This window comes from Corallococcus sp. AS-1-6 (assembly GCF_020037015.1).
Taxonomy (GTDB): domain Bacteria; phylum Myxococcota; class Myxococcia; order Myxococcales; family Myxococcaceae; genus Corallococcus.
Map to the genome: position 1 here is coordinate 450,043 of NZ_JAIQDE010000002.1, position 20,162 is coordinate 470,204.

At 69.7% G+C, this 20,162-nt stretch carries 15 protein-coding genes; 4 read left to right on the forward strand and 11 right to left on the reverse strand.

Translation table 11 applies throughout. From position 1 onward, the window contains the following. Positions 1–94: 94 nt before the first annotated feature. Positions 95–355, reverse strand: a complete 261-nt coding sequence (locus K8612_RS04720) for a DUF2795 domain-containing protein (protein ID WP_223761384.1) — start codon at positions 353–355, stop codon at positions 95–97. A 195-nt stretch (positions 356–550) separates the two neighbouring features. On the opposite strand from K8612_RS04720, the gene K8612_RS04725 reads away from it, so the two are divergent. Then, a complete protein-coding gene (locus tag K8612_RS04725; RefSeq protein WP_223744088.1) occupies positions 551–757 on the forward strand; it encodes a hypothetical protein in 207 nt (68 codons plus the stop codon). A 65-nt stretch (positions 758–822) separates the two neighbouring features. On the opposite strand, the gene K8612_RS04730 is transcribed toward K8612_RS04725, so the two are convergent. The 7 genes from K8612_RS04730 to K8612_RS04760 form a co-directional block, all read right to left on the reverse strand. Continuing rightward, the gene (locus tag K8612_RS04730) at positions 823–2,472 is read right to left on the reverse strand and encodes a pyruvate dehydrogenase complex dihydrolipoamide acetyltransferase (RefSeq protein ID WP_223761385.1); all 1,650 of its coding nucleotides are present in this window, start codon (positions 2,470–2,472) and stop codon (positions 823–825) included. A 6-nt stretch (positions 2,473–2,478) separates the two neighbouring features. Then, complete coding sequence (locus K8612_RS04735; RefSeq protein ID WP_223744090.1) at positions 2,479–3,465, reverse strand: pyruvate dehydrogenase complex E1 component subunit beta; 987 nt, start codon at positions 3,463–3,465, stop codon at positions 2,479–2,481. 55 nt (positions 3,466–3,520) lie between these two features. Then, positions 3,521–4,648, reverse strand: a complete 1,128-nt coding sequence (gene pdhA / locus K8612_RS04740) for a pyruvate dehydrogenase (acetyl-transferring) E1 component subunit alpha (RefSeq protein ID WP_223761386.1) — start codon at positions 4,646–4,648, stop codon at positions 3,521–3,523. Between the two features lie 131 nt (positions 4,649–4,779). Further along, positions 4,780–5,547 carry a hypothetical protein gene (locus K8612_RS04745; protein WP_223744092.1) on the reverse strand — a complete coding sequence of 256 codons (768 nt, stop codon included), beginning with the start codon at positions 5,545–5,547 and terminating at the stop codon, positions 4,780–4,782. 45 nt (positions 5,548–5,592) lie between these two features. Further along, positions 5,593–7,176, reverse strand: coding sequence for a hypothetical protein (locus tag K8612_RS04750; RefSeq protein ID WP_223744093.1), 1,584 nt, complete (start codon positions 7,174–7,176; stop codon positions 5,593–5,595). Positions 7,177–7,277: 101 nt separating this feature from the next. Further along, the gene (locus K8612_RS04755) at positions 7,278–8,750 is read right to left on the reverse strand and encodes an MFS transporter (protein ID WP_223744094.1); all 1,473 of its coding nucleotides are present in this window, start codon (positions 8,748–8,750) and stop codon (positions 7,278–7,280) included. Positions 8,751–8,834: 84 nt separating this feature from the next. Further along, the gene (locus K8612_RS04760) at positions 8,835–9,515 is read right to left on the reverse strand and encodes an NUDIX hydrolase (protein WP_120617963.1); all 681 of its coding nucleotides are present in this window, start codon (positions 9,513–9,515) and stop codon (positions 8,835–8,837) included. Between the two features lie 130 nt (positions 9,516–9,645). Between K8612_RS04760 and K8612_RS04765 the strand changes: the two genes are divergently transcribed. From K8612_RS04765 to K8612_RS04775, 3 genes are all read left to right on the forward strand, one after another. Further along, positions 9,646–12,042: a bifunctional UDP-sugar hydrolase/5'-nucleotidase gene (locus K8612_RS04765; protein WP_370640005.1), complete on the forward strand. Its 2,397-nt coding sequence runs from the start codon at positions 9,646–9,648 to the stop codon at positions 12,040–12,042. Then, complete coding sequence (locus K8612_RS04770; RefSeq protein ID WP_223744096.1) at positions 12,042–14,024, forward strand: hypothetical protein; 1,983 nt, start codon at positions 12,042–12,044, stop codon at positions 14,022–14,024. Before K8612_RS04765 ends, K8612_RS04770 begins: the two co-directional genes overlap by 1 nt. A gap of 96 nt (positions 14,025–14,120) precedes the next feature. Continuing rightward, the gene (locus tag K8612_RS04775) at positions 14,121–15,653 is read left to right on the forward strand and encodes a hypothetical protein (protein ID WP_223744097.1); all 1,533 of its coding nucleotides are present in this window, start codon (positions 14,121–14,123) and stop codon (positions 15,651–15,653) included. 68 nt (positions 15,654–15,721) lie between these two features. On the opposite strand, the gene K8612_RS04780 is transcribed toward K8612_RS04775, so the two are convergent. The 3 genes from K8612_RS04780 to K8612_RS04790 all read right to left on the reverse strand — a co-directional run bounded on the left by K8612_RS04780 (position 15,722) and on the right by K8612_RS04790 (position 20,152). Next, positions 15,722–17,560, reverse strand: coding sequence for a GspE/PulE family protein (locus K8612_RS04780; RefSeq protein WP_223744098.1), 1,839 nt, complete (start codon positions 17,558–17,560; stop codon positions 15,722–15,724). Next, positions 17,557–19,317, reverse strand: a complete 1,761-nt coding sequence (locus K8612_RS04785; RefSeq protein WP_223761387.1) for an MYXO-CTERM sorting domain-containing protein — start codon at positions 19,315–19,317, stop codon at positions 17,557–17,559. Before K8612_RS04785 ends, K8612_RS04780 begins: the two co-directional genes overlap by 4 nt. Before the next feature lie 73 nt (positions 19,318–19,390). Next, the gene (locus K8612_RS04790) at positions 19,391–20,152 is read right to left on the reverse strand and encodes a uroporphyrinogen-III synthase (protein WP_223744100.1); all 762 of its coding nucleotides are present in this window, start codon (positions 20,150–20,152) and stop codon (positions 19,391–19,393) included. Between the last annotated feature and the right edge of the window lie 10 nt (positions 20,153–20,162).

Consider the following 20,162-nt stretch of genomic DNA (forward strand, 5'->3'; position numbering starts at 1 on the left):
CTGGTCGCGCCGAGGATAACGCGCACGTCCGGCCGCGCGCCTGGGGGTACCTTGTACCCAGGCCGAAAGCGAACGTCGCGCACAGCACTCCGCCTCAGACGGAGGCGTTCCCGAGCGCGAGGGCCACGGTGTCCACCGACGGGAAACGGCCCCGCGGCAGTGTGCCCAGGAGCGACACCACGTGGGAGGGCGCTTCGTTCTCGCGCGCCACCCAGATCAACTGCTCCGCGGTCAGCGGATACACCGCGCCGCGCAGCGCCTGCTGCAGCGAGTGCGCCAGGGACACCACCGGGGTCAGCGGGGCCTCTGAAGGCTCCACCTCCCGCAGTCCAAGTCCCAGGCGCTCACGAGTCATGTCGTCGTTCATTGAGTGAGAAGTTAAGCAGCGAACCCCGCCGCCTGCCGACCTTTTTTCGCCGTCCGAAGGGAGTCAGGCAGGCAGGCGCTCTGCCCCTCCATCCCACCGGGTGGCCACACCAGCGCGGGCATCCCACCGTACCGCCACGGAAGTCCTACCCACACCCCCGACTCCGGGGAGGAGTAACGCACCATGGCGAACACGAAGAACGAGGACGTGAAGCCGGTGAAGCACGTGGAGGCCACGCGCCCGGAGCCGTGGCCCGGCATCCAGGGCCGCAGCCAGGAGCACGAGGAGGAGCTGGAGACGGGCACGCGCCGCGCGGAACAGGCGGACGTCACCGAGGCCCAGCGCAAGCTGGAGAAGGACGTCGAGAAGGACGAGCCGACGCGGGAGTAGCCCCATGCCAGGCCCCGCCCCCGTGCGTGTCACACGGGGGCGGAAGCCGGCGGACCGCTCGACCGCTAGAACAGCAGCCGCGAGGGGTGCTCCAACAGCCCCTTCAGCTCGCGGAGGTACTCCGCGCCGGTGGCCCCGTCGATGACGCGGTGGTCACCCGACAGCGTCACCGTCATCATCTTGCGCACCGCCAGTTGGCCGTCACGCACCACGGCCTTCTCCGCCACGGCGCCCACCGCGATGATGGCGGACTGGGGCGGGTTGATGACGGCGATGAACTGGTCGATGCCGTACATGCCCAGGTTGCTCACCGTGAGCGAGCCGCCGTTGTACTCGGCCGGCTTCAGGGCGCGCTTGCGGGCGCGCTCCGCCATGTCGCGGGACTCGGCGGAGATGGCCTGCAGGCCCTTGAGGTCCGCGTCGCGGATGATGGGGGTGATGAGCCCGTCCTCGATGGCGACCGCGATGCCCACGTCCACGGTGCCGTAGTGCAGCACCTGGTCGCCCTGGAGCGACACGTTCATCTTCGGTGAACGGCGCAGCGCGATGGCCGCCGCCTTCACGATGATGTCGTTGACGGACACCTTGAGGTCCAGCGCCTTGGCCTCCTCACGGATCTTCACCGCGGCGTCCATCTCCACCTCCACCGTCAGGTAGAAGTGCGGCACGCCGGGCTTCACCTCCGACATGCGCTGGCCAATGACCTTGCGCATGGAGGACATGGGCACCGCCTGCGGCTCCGGACGCGTGCCGAAGGCGCGAACCTCCGGCTGCGCGGCCTTCTTCGCCGCCGGCGCCTGCGCGGGAGCCTTCGCCAGGCCCTGGCCCAGCGCCTGCTCCACGTCGCGCTTCACCACGCGGCCCAGCGGGCCGGTGCCGCGCACCTGGCTGATGTCCAGCCCGCGCTCCTGGGCCATGCGCTTCGCCAGGGGGCTTGCGCGCAGCCGGCCGCCAGCGCCGGAGGCCGGAGCCTGGGGCTCGCGGCGCAGCGGGACGACCTGTCCCCCGGCGGGCGCGGACGGAGCCGCGGCGGCGGGAGCGGAAGCCTTCGGGGCGGCCGGAGCCTGGGGCGCGGCCGCCGGAGCGGAGGCCCCGGCCCTGGCACCCTTGGGCGCGAGGAACGCGATGGGCGCGCCGACCTTGGCCATGTCACCCGCCTGCACCGTGATGCGCGCGAGCGTGCCGTCGTCGTACGCCTCCACCTCGAGGTTGGACTTGTCCGTCTCCACCTCGGCGATGGCGTCCCCGGAGGAGACCTTGTCCCCTTCCTTCTTCAGCCACTTGACGATCTTCCCCTCCGTCATCGTCGGAGAGAGGCTGGGCATCAGGATGGCAATCCCCTCGCCCGCGCCGCTGGCGGCGGGAGCCGAGGCCTGCTCGGGAGGCTTCGGGGCGGCGGCGGGAGCGGCGGCCTTGGGGGCCTCCGCCTTCTGGGGCGCGGGGGCCGAAGGCGCACCACCACCGGTGGCCTTCTCACCCTTGGCACCGAGGAAGCCGATGGGCGAACCCACCGTGGCGACCTCGCCCTCGGGCACGGCGATTTCAATGAGGTAGCCGTCGTCGAAGGCCTCCACCTCGAGGTTGGACTTGTCCGTCTCAACCTCGGCGATGGCGTCTCCGGAGGAGATCTTGTCTCCCACCTTCTTCAGCCATTTGACGATCTTCCCCTCCTTCATCGTCGGGGAGAGGCTGGGCATCTGGATGGGCGTCGCCATACGCGTTCAGGCTCCCTCGCGGTACAGGACCTTCTTGATGGCGGCGATGATCTTGGGCGCGTCCGGCTGGGTCGCGTTCTCCAGGTTCGCCGCATAGGACATGTTCACATCCAACCCGGTGACGCGCACGACCGGCGCGTCCAGGTCGTCGAACGCCTGGGACTGGATGAGGTCCACCACGGACGCGCCCACACCGGCCAGCGCCCAGCCCTCTTCGCAGATGACCGCGCGGTTCGTCTTGCGCACGCTCGCGAGGATGGCCTCCTCGTCCAAGGGGCGCAGGGTGCGCAGGTCCAGCACCTCCACGCTGATGCCTTCCTTCGCCAGGGCCTCCGCGGCCTCCATGCAGAAGTAGTACATCCGGCTCCAGGTGATCAGCGTGACGTCCGTGCCCTCACGCTTCACGTCCGCCTTGCCCAGCGGGACGATGTGCTCGCCTTCCGGCACCTCGCCCTTGATGGCGTAGAGGCGCTCGCCCTCGAACATGACCACCGGGTTCTCGTCCCGGATGGCGCTCTTGAGCATGCCCTTGGCGTCCGCCGGGGTCGCCGGGGCAATCACCTTCAGGCCGGGGAAGTGCGCGTAGTTGGCCTCCAGCGCCTGGCTGTGCTGGCTGGAGAGCCGGCCGCCCGCGCCGCCCGGGCCGCGGAACACGATGGGGCAGCGCAACTGGCCGCCGCTCATGTGGCGCAGCTTGGCCGCGTTGTTGACGATCTGGTCCATCGCCAGGATGGCGAAGTTCCAGGTCATCATCTCCACCACCGGACGCAGGCCCACCGCCGCCGCGCCCACGGAGAGGCCCGTGAAGCCCAGCTCGCTGATGGGCGCGTCGATGATGCGCGCGCTGCCAAACCTGTCCAGCAGGCCCTGGGACACCTTGAACGCGCCGTTGTAGCGGCCCACTTCCTCGCCAATGAGGAACACATTGGCGTCGCGCTCCATCTCCTCGGCGAGCGCCTGGTTCAACGCTTCGCGATACATCAACTCGGGCATCGTCGGCTCCGAACTCGAATCTCGAAAGGGTAGTGGCTTGGAGGGAACGTGAGCGCTAGCGGCTCAGGCCCGCCTTCTTGTCCGCCTGCTCGGCCTCGGCGCGGGGCTCCAGGTCCCAGGTCACCTTCAGCTCCTGGCCCGACGGGTACTTCGGCCAGTTGGTGACCTTCACGCCCAGCACGCGCTCGCGCGGGCGCACGTCCTCCTCGCCCGGCTCCACGATGGTGTCGCGCCACAGCTCGTCCACGCTGGGCTCGGGCGACTCGTCGGCGAACTTCACCGCCGCGTCCACCGCGCGCTTCTCTTCCTCTTCAATGGCCTCGAAGTCCGCCTCGGACAGGCCAAGGCCCTGCTTCATCGCGAACTCGCGCAGCTTCGGGATGGGGTCGTTCTTGCGCTCGTCCTCCACCTCCTGCTTGGTGCGGTAGTTCGCGGGGTCCGCCATGGAGTGGCCGCGGAAGCGGTACGTGTTCGCCTCCATCAGCACGGGGCCCTTGCCCGCGCGGCAGTACTCGGCGGCGTCCTTCACGGCCTCGTACATCTTGAGGACGTCCATGCCGTCCACGGCCTCACCGCGCATGCCGTACGCGGAGGCGCGCTTGTGGATCTCCGGCACCGCGGACGTGCGCGCGATGGCCGTGCCCATGCCGTAGCGGTTGTTCTCGCAGATGTAGATGACCGGCAGCTTCCACTTCTGCGCCATGTTGAAGGTCTCGTGGAACGAGCCCTGGTTGGCGGCCGCGTCGCCGAAGAAGCACACCGTGACGCGGTCTTCGTTGCGGTAGCGGCTGGCGAAGGCCATGCCCGCCGCGAGCGGAATCTGCCCGCCGACGATGCCGTAGCCGCCGTAGAAGTGGTGCTCGATGTCGAAGATGTGCATCGAGCCGCCCTTGCCCTTGCTGTAGCCGGAGCCCCGGCCGAACAGCTCCGCCATGACCATCCCGGCGTCGCTGCCACGCGCCAGCGGCTGGCCGTGGTCGCGGTAGGCGGACAGCATGTAGTCATCCGGGCGGATGGCCTCGTTGCAGCCCACCGCCACGGCCTCCTGGCCGATGTAGAGGTGGCAGAAGCCGGCGATCTTCCCCAGCGTGTACTGCTGGCCGGCCCGCTCCTCGAAGCGGCGCAGGAGGTACATCTTCCGGTACATCGTCAACAACAGGTCCTTCGAGTACGCGCTGGCCACCGCGGCATGCCTCCGTCTGGGCCGCCCCTGAAGACCCGAGGGGGAAGGGCGGCGAACGCCGTGCGCCTCTTAGCGCGCGGCCATGGGACTTCCAAAGCCTTTCAGAAACCGTCGTCCATCACGCCTTTCTTTCAGGCGCGCTGCGTCACGTCCTCCATGGAGAAATGGGGCACCGACACGATGCCATCCATCAATTCCACGGCCCGTCCCGAGTGGTCCGTGGCCAGGTGGATGACCGTCGCCTCCGGGAAGCGGTGGCGGTAGTCATTGGCGTGTGTGGGTTCATTGTCGAACGCCGCCACGACGGTGCCCATGCGGCCCAGGCGCGCGTGCGCGTCGCGCTTGAAGGCGTCGTCGTTCTCCGCGAGCGTGGGCTTCATGATGAGGTGCACGCGCCCGTCCGCGCCGGGGGGCGTCACCATCCCGCAGCGCGCGAGGCAGGCCACGGTGCCCTCGCGCATCGCCTCGTGGCGGCCCGTCAGGTAGACGACCTGCGCGCCCGTGGCGGCCACCGCCTGGGTGAAGTCCGCCGCGCCATCAATGGCCTCGTCGGAGACGCAGTAGGCGCTGGTGAAGAAGCGCTCCTGCCAGAAGGCGCGCGCGTCCGCGTAGCGCTGCTCCACCTCCGCGTCCTCCAGGCCGCACGCGCGCATGGCGGCGCGCATGTCCCAGCCGGTGTCCCAGTGGCGCGGCTCGCACACGGAGAGCAGGTGCAGGGACCGCGCGTCGCCGTACTCGCGCAGGATGCGCGCCTGGCGGGGGCGGTTGTCGAAGAGGGTGGAGTCCAGGTCGAAAGCCAGGACCGCCTGGGGGCCGAGCGAGCGGGCCTTGTCCAGGATGTTCCGGAGGGCCTCGCGCCAGTCCGGCTTCACGCGCTGCTTGAGATCTTCAAAAGCCATGGACGCCGGAAGATACATGCCCCCGGCGCGGGGCGGCCCATCAAATCACGCGCCCTGGCGCCACGCGGCCGGTTGGATGGGCACCGACCCCGCGGGCTCCGTGCCCTCCGCAAGGACTCCGGGGGCGCGGGCGAAGTTCTGCATGCGCTGGATGCCGTTGCGGTCCAACACCAGGCGGACCAGTTGCGCGGATTCATGACGCACGCCGTCTTCCATCACCGTGAAGCGGAAGACCAGGTCCACCGGGTAGCGCTTCGCGCCGCGGATGTGGCCCACGGAGAAGTCCCCCAGGTCCACGTATTCCAGCGCGAACTCCGGCTCGTCCATGTCGCGCAGGAAGCGCCCCACGTTCAGCCGGAGGATGTCCGTGACGCCCGTGAGGCCGCGCTCGGAGCGGGGCAGCAGGCGCGCGTCCAGCACGATGCGCTTCTGGTAGCGGATGACGGCCTCGGACAGCTCGCCCTGGGACACGGTGAGGAAGTCGTCCTGCAGCCGCAGCGACGACACCGCCTGCGGCACCTTCACCGCCGCGCCGTAGTCCACGCGCTCCTCGCACGTGCCGATGGCGCGCGCCGTGACGGGGTCCACCAGGTCCGTGGTGCGGTCGTAGAGGTGCGTGGCGGCCACGCGGCTGAACATGCGCCGCAGCCCTTCCTTGATGCGGTCCTTCATCATGTAGCCGACCACGGCCACCAGGAAGAAGTTGAGGCTCACCTGCGTGAAGCGCACCTGCGCCCAGAGCGCCACCGACGTGGCGAAGGCCATGGCCACGCCCGCCGCGATGGCGAACAGCACCTCCTCCCAGCCCTGCCGCCGCTGGCGCCTGCGCGAGGACAGGAAGAGCACGTTCATGCAGAACTTCTTCAGGAAGCCCAGCCGCTGCATGTACTCCTCGTTGTCCCCGGTGGGGCTCAACACGGAGCGCAGCCGGTGCTCCTTGCGGTAGGACTCCTCGCGCAGCACCGCCTCCATCAGCCCCTTGCGCAGGGGCAGCCACGGGCCGGTGCGCGGCAGCGCGTCCATGTCCGCCACCGCGCGGCGGAAGAACTGCTCCACCAGCAGGCTGACGTACTCGTCCACCAGCCGCAGCGACGCGCGCGTCTTCTCCTGGAGCTTCGCCTCGCCGGTGGCGCGCAGCCACGCCCGGAAGCGCTCCAGCACCACGGGCACGGAGTCCCCCGCCTGCCGCACCACCGCCTCAAGGTCCACCCTCCCCGCCTCGCCGACCTTCGCGTCACAGCGCGTCTCCACCGTGGTGGCGAACCGGCGCAGCGCGCCCCGCAGCACGCACGAGAAGAGCTTCGCCTGGTAGACGACGTCCGCCTCCGGCGCCACGCCCGTGCGCTGCCACGCCTCCAGCTTCACCAGCGGCGAGCCCTCCGACGACAGGAGCTCTCCCAGCCCCATCACCGGCGTCTTGAAGCGCACGTAGTTGTGGATGTCCGCGTAGAAGTCCGCGCGCGGGTACGTCTCCGCGTCGATGTTCAGGCTCGACGGCAGGAAGAGGTAGGCCTCCACCAGGTAGCGCGTCTCGTCCGCGCCCGTGGGCTGGTACTCGAGCTTGATCTCGAACTGCTTGCGGTCGTGGACGTCGAACCGGCTGTGGAGTGCTTCAGGGGCCTGGGACACGGACGCCAGTCTATGTCACAGGCCTGTCACACGGGAGCCACCCTCACCGAAGGATGGGCAAGCGTCCGGGGCGACACACCCGGACGCGCTCCCGTGGAGCTTCAACCGTTGGTGCCCGTACGGGAAGAGGACGCGCCCGGCAGGGCGCCCGGGACGACGTCGCCCACCGGCAGGGGCGCCGCCCTGGGCTGGGGCTTCGCGTTCCACACGCGCGACGCCAGCACCAGGCCCACGACGGCCAGCGGCAGCATGGCCAGGGGCCACGGCTTCCAGTTGGCGGGGTCCTTCATGGCGTCGCCGGTGGGGAGGATCCGCCCGTAGACGAGCGCGTGGATGGCCGTGCCCGCGTACACCGCGCCGTCGATGATGCCCACCACGATGCCCGCGTTCTTCTTGCCGCCGAAGTCCATGGTGGCCGTGCCGGACAGCATGCCGTGCACGCCGATGACGCACAGGGACATGAACACCACGGACCAGCCGGCGCCCACCGTGCCCAGCAGGAACACCGCGCCGACCGCGCCCAGCAGCAGGCCCGCGTAGAGCACCGCGGACACGGGGCCCCGGCGCGAGTCGAAGAGGCGGTCGCTGATGACGCCCGCGAACATGCCGCCCAGGATGCCGGCGACGCACGACAGCATGCCCCAGTTGGAGGCCACGAAGCCGCCGGACTCCCCCACCGCCTTGGCGTACTTGGGGAACCACTGCATCACCGCGTTGCGCAGGAAGCCGCTGCAGAACTCCACGCCCAGGATGATGAGGATGACGCGGTTGCTCAGGAGCTTGCCGAACAACTGCGGCACGCTGAGCGCGGGGCCCGTCTCACCGCTGGACGCGTCCGCCGTGTCGAAGTCCGGGTGGCCCGTCTGGGACGGCGTGTCGCGGATGACGAAGAAGTCCAGCACCAGGAAGGCCAGGAGCAGCGCCGCGGGCACGAAGAACACCCACCACACCGGCGCCGCGTCCGCGATGAAGCGGCACCAGTCGAACGCGAAGTACAGGCCCAGCGAGATGAGGATGCCGAACACGCCGCCCAACTGGCCGCGCTCGCGCACGTGGAACCACGACGCGTTCACCTTGACGATGGAGACCGCGCCGAAGCTCTGGAAGTACATGTTCACGCTGTAGAGGAACGCGAGCCACGCGACCACGCCGCCCGGCGGGGCCCAGCCGTTCTTCAGCACCGCGTACACCAGGCCGCCCATGGCGATGTTCGCCGCCGCGCTGCCGCCCGCGGACAGGAGGATGGTGAAGCGGCCGCCCAGCTTGTCCGTCAGCGGGCCGTTGAGCAGGAAGGCCACGCCGTACGTCAGCGTCCCCCAGAAGAAGATGGTGGCGAAGTCCGCGTTGGACGTCTGCGCGCCCATGGCGCTGGTCGCCACGTTGACGTTGTAGCGCCCCATGTAGAGGAACGCGTACGTCAGGCCCAGCGGGAACCAGTTGAAGAAGCGGCGGCGGCGGAACGCATCGGTGTGCCCCAGCTCCACCTTCGGCAGCCGGGAGAGCACCAGGCCAATGGCCCCGAGCAGGATGACGATGGGGAGGAGCTGGGCCAGCCACGGGGGCAGCGACGACATGCGACGAACCTCGCCTGCTAAAGGAAGCGGAACGGGGCGGCACCCTACCCCGTCCGTCCTCGGCCCGGAAACAGCAAGCGGCTTTCAGGAAAGCCGGGCGAGCAGCCGCGTGAGGGAGACCTCCGTCTTCGCGTCCGCGATGTCACCCCGGCGGCACGCGTCCAGCACCGCCAGGAGCGGCCGCCACTGCAGGTGGATGCCCTCCTCCAGGGGAGAGCCGTCTCCCTCCACCTCACCCTGCGCCACGCCGGTGACGTCCACCGCGGCCGGGAAGACCTTCTCCGACAGGATGCCCGGCGCGAGGAAGAACGCGCCGCCCAGGAGCTGGATGTCCTCCGGCCGCACCGTGTAGCCCGCCTCCTCCTTGACCTCCTCCGCCGCGCGGCGGCGAAGCCCCTCCTCGCCCTTGTCCGCGGGCTCCAGCAGGCCCGCGACGATCTCCTCCACGCGCAGATGGCTCACCGTGTCAGGCACGGTCATGGACGCGGTCTGCTCGCGGCGGAAGTACGCCGCGGGCCGCAAATTCATGCGCGTCAGGACTTCCACGTTTCCATCCGGGGCGCGGCGGTAGATGAGCACCGACACCGCGTCCAACCGGGGCCGGTCCACCACGTCCACCCGGTACACCGGAGACGACGAGCCATCCGCGCGCCGGTTGCGGCAGCGCAGCCGGCGCACCCGGAGGAAACCTTCGTCACAACGCGCCGTGGCGGAGAAATCCTCGATGATCTCGATGTCAGTCACATTGGAACTGCTGGGACGCATGTCTGCCTGCTCTCCTGGTGTCCTGGTAGGTGGAGGTGCCACGGTGGCGTTGCTTGCCCGTGCACCCTTGATCCCGTAGGTTGCGCCGTCCTCAAGTCGTCACTCCCTACGAATCACGGATCCGCCACGAATGTGTCGCGCACTGCTCGGCCTCTTCTGCGCCTGCGCCCTGGCCCTCGCCTCGTGCATGCCTGTGCTGGAAGGCCAGGATTACCACCTTGAAGGTCAGGAGGTGCGGCTTACCCTCCTCCATACCTCTGACATCCACTCGCGGCTCGTCCCGTACGACTTCACGCCGCTGAAGACAGACCAGGACCTGGAACTCATCCCGGAGGCCGGTCCGTTCGGCGGTGCCACGCGCATCGCGTCCATCCTCAAGCGCGAGCGCGCCAAGGGCGACCGCGTCCTGCACCTGGACTCCGGTGACTGCTTCCAGGGCGCGCCCATCTTCAACGTGAACACGGGCGAGGCGGAGTTCCGCTTCCTCTCCGAGTCCCGTCTGGACGCCGCCGTGGTGGGCAACCACGAGTTCGACGCGGGCGCGCTCAACTTCGTCCAGAAGGCGCGCAACTTCGCCAACTTCCCGCTGCTGGCCGCCAACTACTACTGGGACGACCCGAAGACGACCGGCACCAACGGCGCCTCCATGGTGACCAACCCCTACACCATCCGGACGGTGAAGGGCCTGCGGGTGGGCATCATCGGCATGGCGAACATCTCGTCGCTCAACTCCATCGTGGAGGGCGGCAACAGCCTGCAGGTGACGCCGCTGGAGCAGAACGAGGCCGCGCGCTCCTACGTGGAGCTGCTGCGTCCGGTGACGGACCTGATTGTCATCGTCAGCCACCTGGGCCTCACCGAGGACCAGGATCTCATCCAGGGCTACGAGGCCTACTATGAGTACGGCCGCGCCAAGCCCTTCATCAACCGCGCGCACGACGCGTGGAAGGTGCTGGAGTGGTTCGGGCCGGAAGGCAACGACAAGTCGGTGGTGCGCGTGCACATCGCGGGCGTCAGCGGCATGGACGTGGTCCTGGGCGGCCACCTGCACGTGGTGCTCAACCCGCCGCAGTTGGTGACGGACCCCGCCGGACGCAAGGTCGTGCTGTCGCACTCGGGCGCGTTCGCCAAGTACGTGGGCCGCCTGGAGCTGGTCGTGAAGATGCCGAACCAGCGGGGCGAGGAGAACGGCGCCGAGGTCGTCAGCCAGGACTACCACGCGTTCCCGGTGGACGGCCTCTGGTGCAACGAGGCGATGCGCAAGTACCGCTTCGACGACAACATCTTCTGGGACCCGGGCGAGTTCATCAACGCGCCGGGCGTGCGCGAGGCCATGGTGGAGTGCGGCAAGCAGGAGGACGCGCAGACGACGGACCTGCTCATCCCGTACCTGCTGGGCATGGACGTGAAGCTGCAGCTCACCTCCATCTTCTCCTACGCGCCGCTGGACGTGCAGCGCCGCAACAACTCCAACGGCGGTGACAGCCCGCTGGGCAACATCGCCGCGGACTCCATGCGCAAGCGCAACCGCGTGGAGGCGGAGATGGCGCTCACCAACTCCCTGGGCATCCGCGACAACCTCTACGCGGGCGTGGTGACGCAGGAGGCGATGTTCAACGTGTTCCCCTTCGAGAACACCATCAACATCATGTACCTGTCCGGCGTGGAGATGCAGGAGATGTTCGACTTCGTCACCGAGCGCTCCGCGGAGCGCGGGTGCGTGAGCCAGGCGCAGATCTCCGGCGCCCGCTTCACCATGGACTGCGCCCAGGTGCAGCTCAACGACCTGCGCATCGCGTGCACGCCGGCCACGGTGGCCACGGACTGCCCCCAGGAGAACCGCGAGGGCCACGCGCCCTGGACCTGCCTGGAGGACACCGCCGGTTCGCGCTGCTGGGCGCACACGGGCATCGACATCGAGATCAACGGCAAGCCGCTGGACACCAACGGCACCTACAAGGTCGCGGTGAACGACTACATCGCCAAGGGCGGCTCCGGCTTCACGGTGCTCAAGCGCAACACCACGCGCATCGAGACGGGCATCAGCCTGCGCGACTCGCTCATCGGCTACATGCAGGGCTTCTGCAACTGCGACGACCTGCTCAACGGCCGCGAGACGTCCAGCAACGGCACGCGCTGCGGGTCGCTGGTCGGCGGCAAGTGGACGGTGGACGAGAAGACGCTGAACTCCTGCAAGGTGTCCAAGGACTTCGAGCAGGGGCTCGACAGGACCGTGGGCAGTTGCTCGTGCCGGGACCTGCTCAAGGTGACGGACGACCCGAAGGAGCAGCCGGCGGCCATGGCCCGCTGCGGCCTGCCGGACATGACGAAGCAGGCCGCCGTGGAGCAGTGCGCGCTGCCCCAGGGCCCCTACACCGGCCGCTGCACCTGCCGGGACCTGCTGGTGGGCGGCAACCCCACCTGCGGCAACGTGACCAGCCAACTGCGTTCGTTCTGTGAGAAGCCCACAGCCATGCCCATCGCGAGCGCCATCGAGGATGGCCGCATCGGGCGGAGGGTGAAGTGATGAAGCGGCTCTTCCTGCTGTCCACGCTGGCCCTGGCGGCCGGCTGCTACACGAAGGAGTCCGAGGCGCCCACCGGGCTCACCTCCTTCCGCGTGGAGGTGACCAGCATCACCACCGCGGGCTCGCCCGGGACGCTGCTGCCGGTGGTGAACGCCTGCGCGGCGAAGTACGGCAACGACCAGGCGGCGGTGCCGCCGGAGATGCGCGGCACGGCGGACTGCCCCTACACCCTGCCCCGCGGGGACGTGGACATCGGCCTGTCCATCACCGCGCTGGACGGCCTGGGCGGGGAGATGACGTCCTTCAACGGGCCGGTGTCCTTCCGGATCATCCCGGGCGACCTGACCGGTGAGTACCGCCACCGCTGGGCGCAGCTCACCAACGGCAAGGGCACCGGCAGCGTGCGCGTGGCCCACCTGTACGGCGAGACGCACGTCTGGGTGCAGGACCAGGACCTGGAGCTGCTCTACGCGGACGGCGGCGTCGTGGGCGACCTGTCCCAACTGCCCCAGGAGCCGGCCACGCGCACCCTCGCGACCGGCCTGTCCCCGGGCATCCGCTTCGAGGAGCCGTCGCTCGCCACCATCAACCTGCCGGAGGGCGGCTCGGAGACGAGCGTCTTCACCAAGCAGTTCATGCGCGTGGGCCGCAACCCGGAGTCCGGCGAGCCGCTGACGCAGAACTGCGACCCGTCCGACCCGAACAACGGCAAGCAGATGATGCTGCTGGTGACGGGCACGGACTCCAGCGGCTTCTACGTCACGGACATGACGGCCTGCCGCGTGCTGGAGAAGAGCGTCGCGGGCGCCAACGTCCAGACGGCGGAGCCGGACGGCTACAACCCCGGCCGCTTCAACAGCATCTACATCTACAACTACTCCTTCCCGGAGGGGCTGGACTCCGGCGACCTGCTCTGGACGCTGTCCGGCACGGTGGCGGAGTTCACCAACACCACGCAGATGAGCTTCCCCGCGTGGACGCTGCGGGAGAACGTGCGCCTCCTGCCGCAGGACCAGTGGAACAAGTACCTGGACCAGGTGCCGCCCGTGGAGGTCAACGGCCGGCTGTGCGGCTACAGCAACTCGCCGTACCTGGACGACATCCTGTGCGGCTACAGCTACAAGAACTACAAGATGGAGAGCCTGGAGTCCTCCCTGGTGAAGCTGCGCCGGGTGAAGTTCCCCAAGGTCTTCCGCAACTGCGACGCCAACGGCAACAACGACATGCCCATGTTCTGCCCGGTGGGCAGCAGCGCGTCGCGCACCTGGCAGAACTGCTTCGAGGAGCCGCCGGATGATCCGGACCTGCCGGAGCGCAAGTGCGTCATCGACTGCACGCTGGGCATTGGCGAGTACGCCGGCACCATCTGCGCGGAGAAGACGACGTACACGAACTTCGGTCAGTTCGTGGTGGAGATGAACGCCACCGGCCCGGCGTCCCTGGGCATGGACGAGTCCGTCCCCGGCCGCATCATGAACGTCAACGTGGGCACCACGTCCGTGCGGCCGGACAAGGCGCTGCCCGCGGGCTACCGGATGAACATCATCTGCACCCAGCCGGTGCGCGCGCGCTTCGGCGCGGTGAACGTGACGGCGGACCAGACGGACACGCTCATCCCGGCGGACACCCGCTACGAGTACACCCTGAAGGGCTCCGAGGTGACGGTCGCGCTGGTGCGCGACGCCGCCGCCACGGCCAACGCCGCCTGCAAGGTCGCGCCGGACACGCGCTCGCGCATCAGCCTGCAGATCAAGGACGCGGTGCCGGACCTGAACCCGGACTGCAACGAGAACGACGCCGACGCGGCGAAGGCGCTCCAGTGCAAGCAACTGCGGGCGGCCACCTTCGACGTCGTGGGTCACCTGAAGCACGTGGGTCCGGCGCGTCCGCGCTGGAACGTCCTGCCGAGAGACCAGGACGACCTGTGCTGCTACCCCGGGCCCGGGATGGAGTGCCCGAAGCCCATCAAGCCGTGCCCGTAGTCGCCATTCACCTTTGACGAGTCGCATTGCGCGCCCCGGCCGAAAGCCGGGGCGCAGGGAGGAGCGGTCTCCCCCGGACCGCTTCCTGGAGGGACATTGAAAACGTTGCAGACGCTGGCCCTGGCGGGCCTGACAACCCTTTCCGCGCCCGCTTGGGCCGGGGACTTCGTGGACACCCGTTTGTCGTTCGTCTTCGCGGACGACAACGTGCTGGCGGGCGCGGGAGAGACGACTCCCAACAGCCCCAACGCGCGCTTTGGCGCGGGCAACCAGAACACGCAGTTCTACGACAACTTCAACACCCGGTTCTCCGGCTTCGAGTCGCTGTCGAACGTCGTGCTCTACAAGCGCATGCCGGCGTTCTTCGAGGGCCTCACCACGGAGGCGGCCCTCACGCTGCTGGTGCTGGAGCGCCCGTCCGGCGGTGTCGACATCTTCGACAACTCCAGCTACGTGCGCCTGAACTACCAGCCGCCGGGCTGGGGTGAGAAGGAAGGCCTGTCGCTCACCGGCTTCCCGGTGTCCGCGGACCGCTTCCGTCTGGGCTATGCGTACCGCATCTCCTGGGGCGGCAGTTCCATCTTCACCAACCGCGCCACCGCGTCGGGTGTGCCGGGCGCCAAGTTCCAGGTGACGCGCGACCGCTGGTACGCGTACGTGGGCGGCAAGACGGCGCTGGTGCTCAACGACCTCATCCTGGAGCAGGAGACGCTCTACGGCGTGATGGCGGGCGCGGGCTGGGACATCCTGGAGACGCTGCGCGTGGAGGCCGGCGGCGGCTACTTCCAGAAGGGCATCGTCCCGGGCCTGGCGAACCAGTCCATCGAGGCGGGCGTCAACTCGGCCGGCGTGTCCGCGCAGGTCGTCTACCACGTGGGCGTGCCGGTGGGCACGAGCGTGGACTTCCGGCTCTACAAGAACGACCCGGAAATCTACCAGCGCTTCTTCGCGCCGGAGACGTACCCGGGCGGCCTGTCCTACTCCCTGTCGCTGGAGGGCAGCTACCTCACGCAGACGCTGCAGGACCCGGACAAGTTCGGCGCCACCAAGCCCCAGGGCGCCGTGGCGCTCGCCTTCCAGGGCCGCGCGAAGCTGAACCGCTTCCGCTTCAACGCGCTGGCGCTGGTGCGCAGCCTGTCCTTCATCCAGTTCGACGTGCCGGGCTTCCCCCCGTTCCAGGACTTCCCCACGGGTACGGTGCTGAAGCCCGAGGTCTTCGGCGCGGTGGGCGTGGACTACAACATCGCGGACCTGCACCTGACGCCGGGCTTCATCATCGGCGCGCAGCAGCCGGCGTCCTTCCGCAGCCCGGTTCCGCTCGTGGGCGGCAGCAACCCGCCCCCCGCCCTCACGGGCACGCGCACGGTGGTGGTGCGTGACGCCAACCAGTTGAGCATCCTGCCCAGCACCTGCGGCGGCACCAGCGCCTGCGAGGCGGAGCTCATCTGGTCCGCCAAGGCCACCTTCCGGTGGGACCTGTCGGAGACGGTCGCGGCCGTGGGTGAGGTCTACTACACGTACGACACCAACCGGACCACGTTCGAGGACGACGTGACGGGCATCGCGCAGCCGAACTTCGAGAAGCCGCACGCGCTGGGCTTCAACACGCTGCTGCAGGCGCGCTTCTAGAAGCCGCCCTGCCCTCTCCGGGCAGCTTCGCGGGGCCCGCCGTGCATCACGGCGGGCCCTTCGTGTTTCTAGAAGGCGGACGTCATCCGCACCACCTCGTCGAAGGCGGTGAGGCCCTGCGCCAGCTTGCGCACGGCGGCCTCGCGCAGCGTGCGCATGCCCCCGCGCCGCGCCGCCTGCACCAGGTGCTCGTGGGGCGCCTCGCGGGCGATGAGTTCGCGCACCTCGCGGTTGGTGGAGACGATTTCGAAGACGCCGGTGCGGCCGGAGAAGCCGGTGCCCCGGCAGCGCACGCACCCCGCCCCCCTGGACAGCTTCACGCCGCCGGGCAGGAGCGGCAGGGGCACCTCCAGGGCGAGCAGCTCGTCCGGCGTGAGCACCGCCTCCTCCGCGCAGTGCACGCAGACGCGGCGCAAAAGGCGCTGGGCCATGACGCCCAGCAGGCTCTGCGCCAGGAGGAAGGCCGGCACGCCCAGGTCCTTCATGCGCGCCACCGCGCCCAGCGCGTCGTTGGTGTGCAGCGTGGAGAGCACCAGGTGGCCGGTGAGCGCGGCCTGGATGGCGTTCTCCGCCGTCTCCGCGTCGCGGATCTCTCCCACCATGATGACGTCCGGGTCCTGGCGCAGGATGTGGCGCAGCGCCCCCGCGAAGTCCAGGCCCACCTTGGGCTGCACCTGCACCTGGTTGAAGGTGTCCCACACCATTTCGATGGGGTCTTCAATCGTGGTGACGTTGACGTCCGGCCCCGCCACCGCCTTGAGCGCGGAGTAGAGCGTCGTCGTCTTGCCGCTGCCCGTGGGGCCCGTCACCAGGATGAGGCCGTGGGGCTGGTCAATCCACGACTCGAAGTGGCCCTTCTCGTCCGGGTCGAAGCCCAACTGGGCGATGTCCTGCACCAGCGTCTCCGGGTCGAAGATGCGGATGACCACCTTCTCACCGAAGGCGGTGGGCAGCGTGGAGACGCGCAGCTCCACCTCGCGGCCATCGCGCTCCGTCTTGATGCGGCCGTCCTGGGGGCGGCGCTTCTCCGAGATGTCGATGCGCGAGAGCATCTTCACGCGCGACACGATGGGCGGGTGCACCTGCGCGGGCAGCGTGTAGACGGGGTGCAGCACGCCGTCGATGCGCAGGCGCACCACGGCGGTGGCCCGCTTGGGCTCGATGTGGATGTCCGACGCGCGATTGTCGAAGGCGTAGCGCAGGAGGTAGTCCACCGCCTGCACCACCGGCCGGTCGGACGCCTCCAGCTCCTGCGTGCCGCTGAGCGACACCAGTTGCTCGAAGTTGGCGATCTGCGCGTTCGCGCCGCCGAAGTCGTCCGCGGCCTTGGCCAGCGTGTTCTTGAAGCCGTAGATGTCCGCGATGGAGCGCAGGATGTCCGTCTTCGCGGACAGCACGGGCTCCACCGGCTCGCCGGTGAGCCGGTGGAAGGACTCGAAGAGTTCGCGGTCGAAGGGGTTGGCCACCGCCACGCGCAGCCGCCCCTGCTCGGTGCGCTCCAGGGGCAGCAGCACGTGCTTCTGCGCGTAGGGCCGGGACACCGTGCGGGTGGCCAGCGCCATGTCCATCTTCAGCGGATCCAACTTCCGGTAGGCCAGCCCCGCGGCGCGCGCGGCGGCCTCCGTGACGCGGTCCTCGTCCAGCACGCCCCGCCCCCCCGGCGCCGGAATCTGGAAGGCCGCGACCACCTCCACGGGCGACACGTCATACCGGGCCGAGTCCTTGCCCGTCCCCCCCTGGGCCTTGAGGACGCGGGCGCGCGCGGCGGGCTCCCGCGCCTGCACCTCCTGCGCCTGCTGCGGGGTCAGCAGGCGCTGGGCGACCAGGGCCTCCAGGAGGAAGCCCAGGGTGAAGTCCGTGGCCGCGCGCGAGGGGCCGCTGCTTCCGGGGGGAGCCGCCTGGGTCACACCTTCCTCCTTCTGCGGGTGGCCAGGAACAACACCCCGAGCCCCACGAGGAATGCCGCGGAGGAGGGCGCGCTCTGGCAGCCGCAGCCGCCGGGGTCGTTGGTCGTGTCATCCGTGCCGCCGTCCACCGGCGGGGGCGGCGGCGTGCCACCGTCACTGCACAGGGTGCAGGTGCCGCCGTCCGTCTGCGCGTACGGGTCGTAGCACTGGCCGCCGTTGCCGCAGTACAGGCCGTTGGGGCAGTCCTGGTTGCTGCGGCAGGGGGCGATGCAGGCGGTCCCCTCCTGGAACGGCACGCACTGGAGCGGCGAGGAGCAGGTGCCCGCGCCGCAGTCGCGGAAGCAGAAGCGGTCCTCGCCGGTGCCCGCCGGGCGGCAGGTGTTGCCGGGGCTGCACGTGCAGGTGGACACCGAGCACGGCTCCGCGCACACGCCCTGCGGGTTGCCGTTGAGCTTCAGGCACTGCTGGTTGAAGCCGCACTCCGAATCCTGGAGGCACGGGTCGCCGACGCTGCGCGTGCCCGTGAGCTGCTGCACGCAGGCGTGGTCGCAGGAGCGGCAGGCGTAGTTGGAGCCGCAGTCGCTGTTGGTGGCGCAGTCGGCGACGCACACGTCGCCGCCGTTGTCGGGCAGCGTGTTGCAGGTATAGCCCTCGCGGCAGTCGCCCTTGCCCGGGCGGCAGTTCTTCAGACAGCGCTTGCCCACGGAGCCCACGGACGTGCAGGTGGAGCCGGTGGGGCAGTCCGCGTTGGCCACGCAGGACTCCGTGCAGTAGCCGTCCGTCCACGCCGGGAAGGCCGTGGTCTTGTCCGCGGCCGTGAGGCAGCGCGACTCCGGCGCGCCGCACGTGGAGGCGCTGGCGCAGGGGTTGCCCACCTTGGTGCCCGTGCCAATCGCCTCCGGCAGACAGGCGTACTGCGAGCCGGCGATGAGGGTGGACGCGCGGCACTGGTAGGGGTCCGGGCAGGCCCCGGGCGAACCGGACGGGCACGCCTTGGAGCAGATCTTCATCGAGTTGCCGCTGGTGGTGGACTGGGTGGTGACGCAGGTGAGGCCCGCGGAGCACGCGGTGGTGTCACACGGCGAGCCCACCGCGCCCGTCTGGGGGTAGCGCTGGCAGAACGCGCCGCGGTCGTAGGACGACAGGGTGCGCCGCTGCGTGCCCGCGTTCAGCGAGAAGTACATCACCGCGTCCGGGTACTCGTACGTGCTGCCCAGGCCCAGGCAGTGGCCCACCTCGCGCATCACCGCCGTCTGGATGTCCACGTAGCCGGCGGGCGTGGGGGAGAACGTGGTGAAGCGGTGGCTCACGCCGTCCAGGAAGATGTCGCACTGGTAGACGTTGCCGCCGTGGCTCAGCGGCACCGCGGCGGCCACGTTGGCGCCGGCGTTGAGCACGTCCTTGTATTCGGTGCTGTTCGGGTCGGTGACCCAGATGGCGGCGACGCTGAAGCCGTCCAGCCGGTCGTTCACGTCCGGGATGGGGACGATGGTGGAGCGGCCCTTGTAGGTGAAGGCGGGCCACGCGCAGTCCACGTCCTGCCAGGCCTGGAAGGCCTTCTTCACCGCGTCCTCCACCAGCGAGATGTCATTGCCCGCGGGCTGGTTGGTGCGCGCGTCCACGTAGTACGGGAACGGGTCCTGGCTGTTGTTGAGCACCCAGTGTTCCAGGAACTGGTAGCCCCCCTGGGCGTGGGCCGTCGTGGCCAGCGCCAGCAGCCCAAGGAGGAAGACACTCCGCTGCGTCCCACGCATCATCACCCGCACCTCGTCACGTCACGTCCGCACGGGGCGCTCCGCCTGGGCGCCCGGACGTCACCGGGCGGACACTCTACCCGTGAACGGCGCGAACGGTGGCATCCACCAGCGCTTCGGGCGTGGGGCGCTCCGCGACGGCGGCCACGGGGATGCCCAACTGCGTCAGCGCGGTCGCCGTGGTGGGGCCAATGGCCACCACCTTCGCCTGGGCCAGCGGCTCGCGGCCCACCCCCTCCACGAAGGCCTCCGCGGTGCGCGGCGAGGCGAAGAGCACCACCTGGGGCGGGGCCGCGGCCAACTGGGCCAGCGCCTCCGGTTCGACGACGGCCGGAGCGCTGCGGTAGGCCGTCACGCGGGTGACGCGCACGCCCAGGTCGCGCAAGCCGTCCTCCAGCTCCCGCCGCCCCTCCTCCGCCGCGGGCAGGAGCACGTCGTCCTCCGGCCCCAGCACGTCGCGCAGGGCGGTGAAGAGCGCCGCGCCGGTGCCCTCGTTGGGTTCGGCCTCCACCTTCAGGCCGTAGCCCTCCACGGCCCTCGCGGTGCGCGGCCCCACGGCGGCCAGCTTCACGCGGGACAGCCGGTCCAGCGTCCCCGCGAGCCGCAGGGCCTCCAGGAAGGCCTCCACGGCGGAGGGGCTGGCGAACACCACCCAGTGGTAGCGCTGCACGTGCTCCGCGGCGGACGCGAGCGGGCGCGGGTCCTCCGGCGGATGCAGCTCCAGCAGCGGCAGGCTGAGGACGTCCGCGCCCTCGTCCTCCAGGAGGAAGCACAGCTCCTCGGCCCGCTCACGGGGGCGCGTCACCAAGATTCGGATGCCATCCAGTCGCCGGTCCACGGGCCGGCAC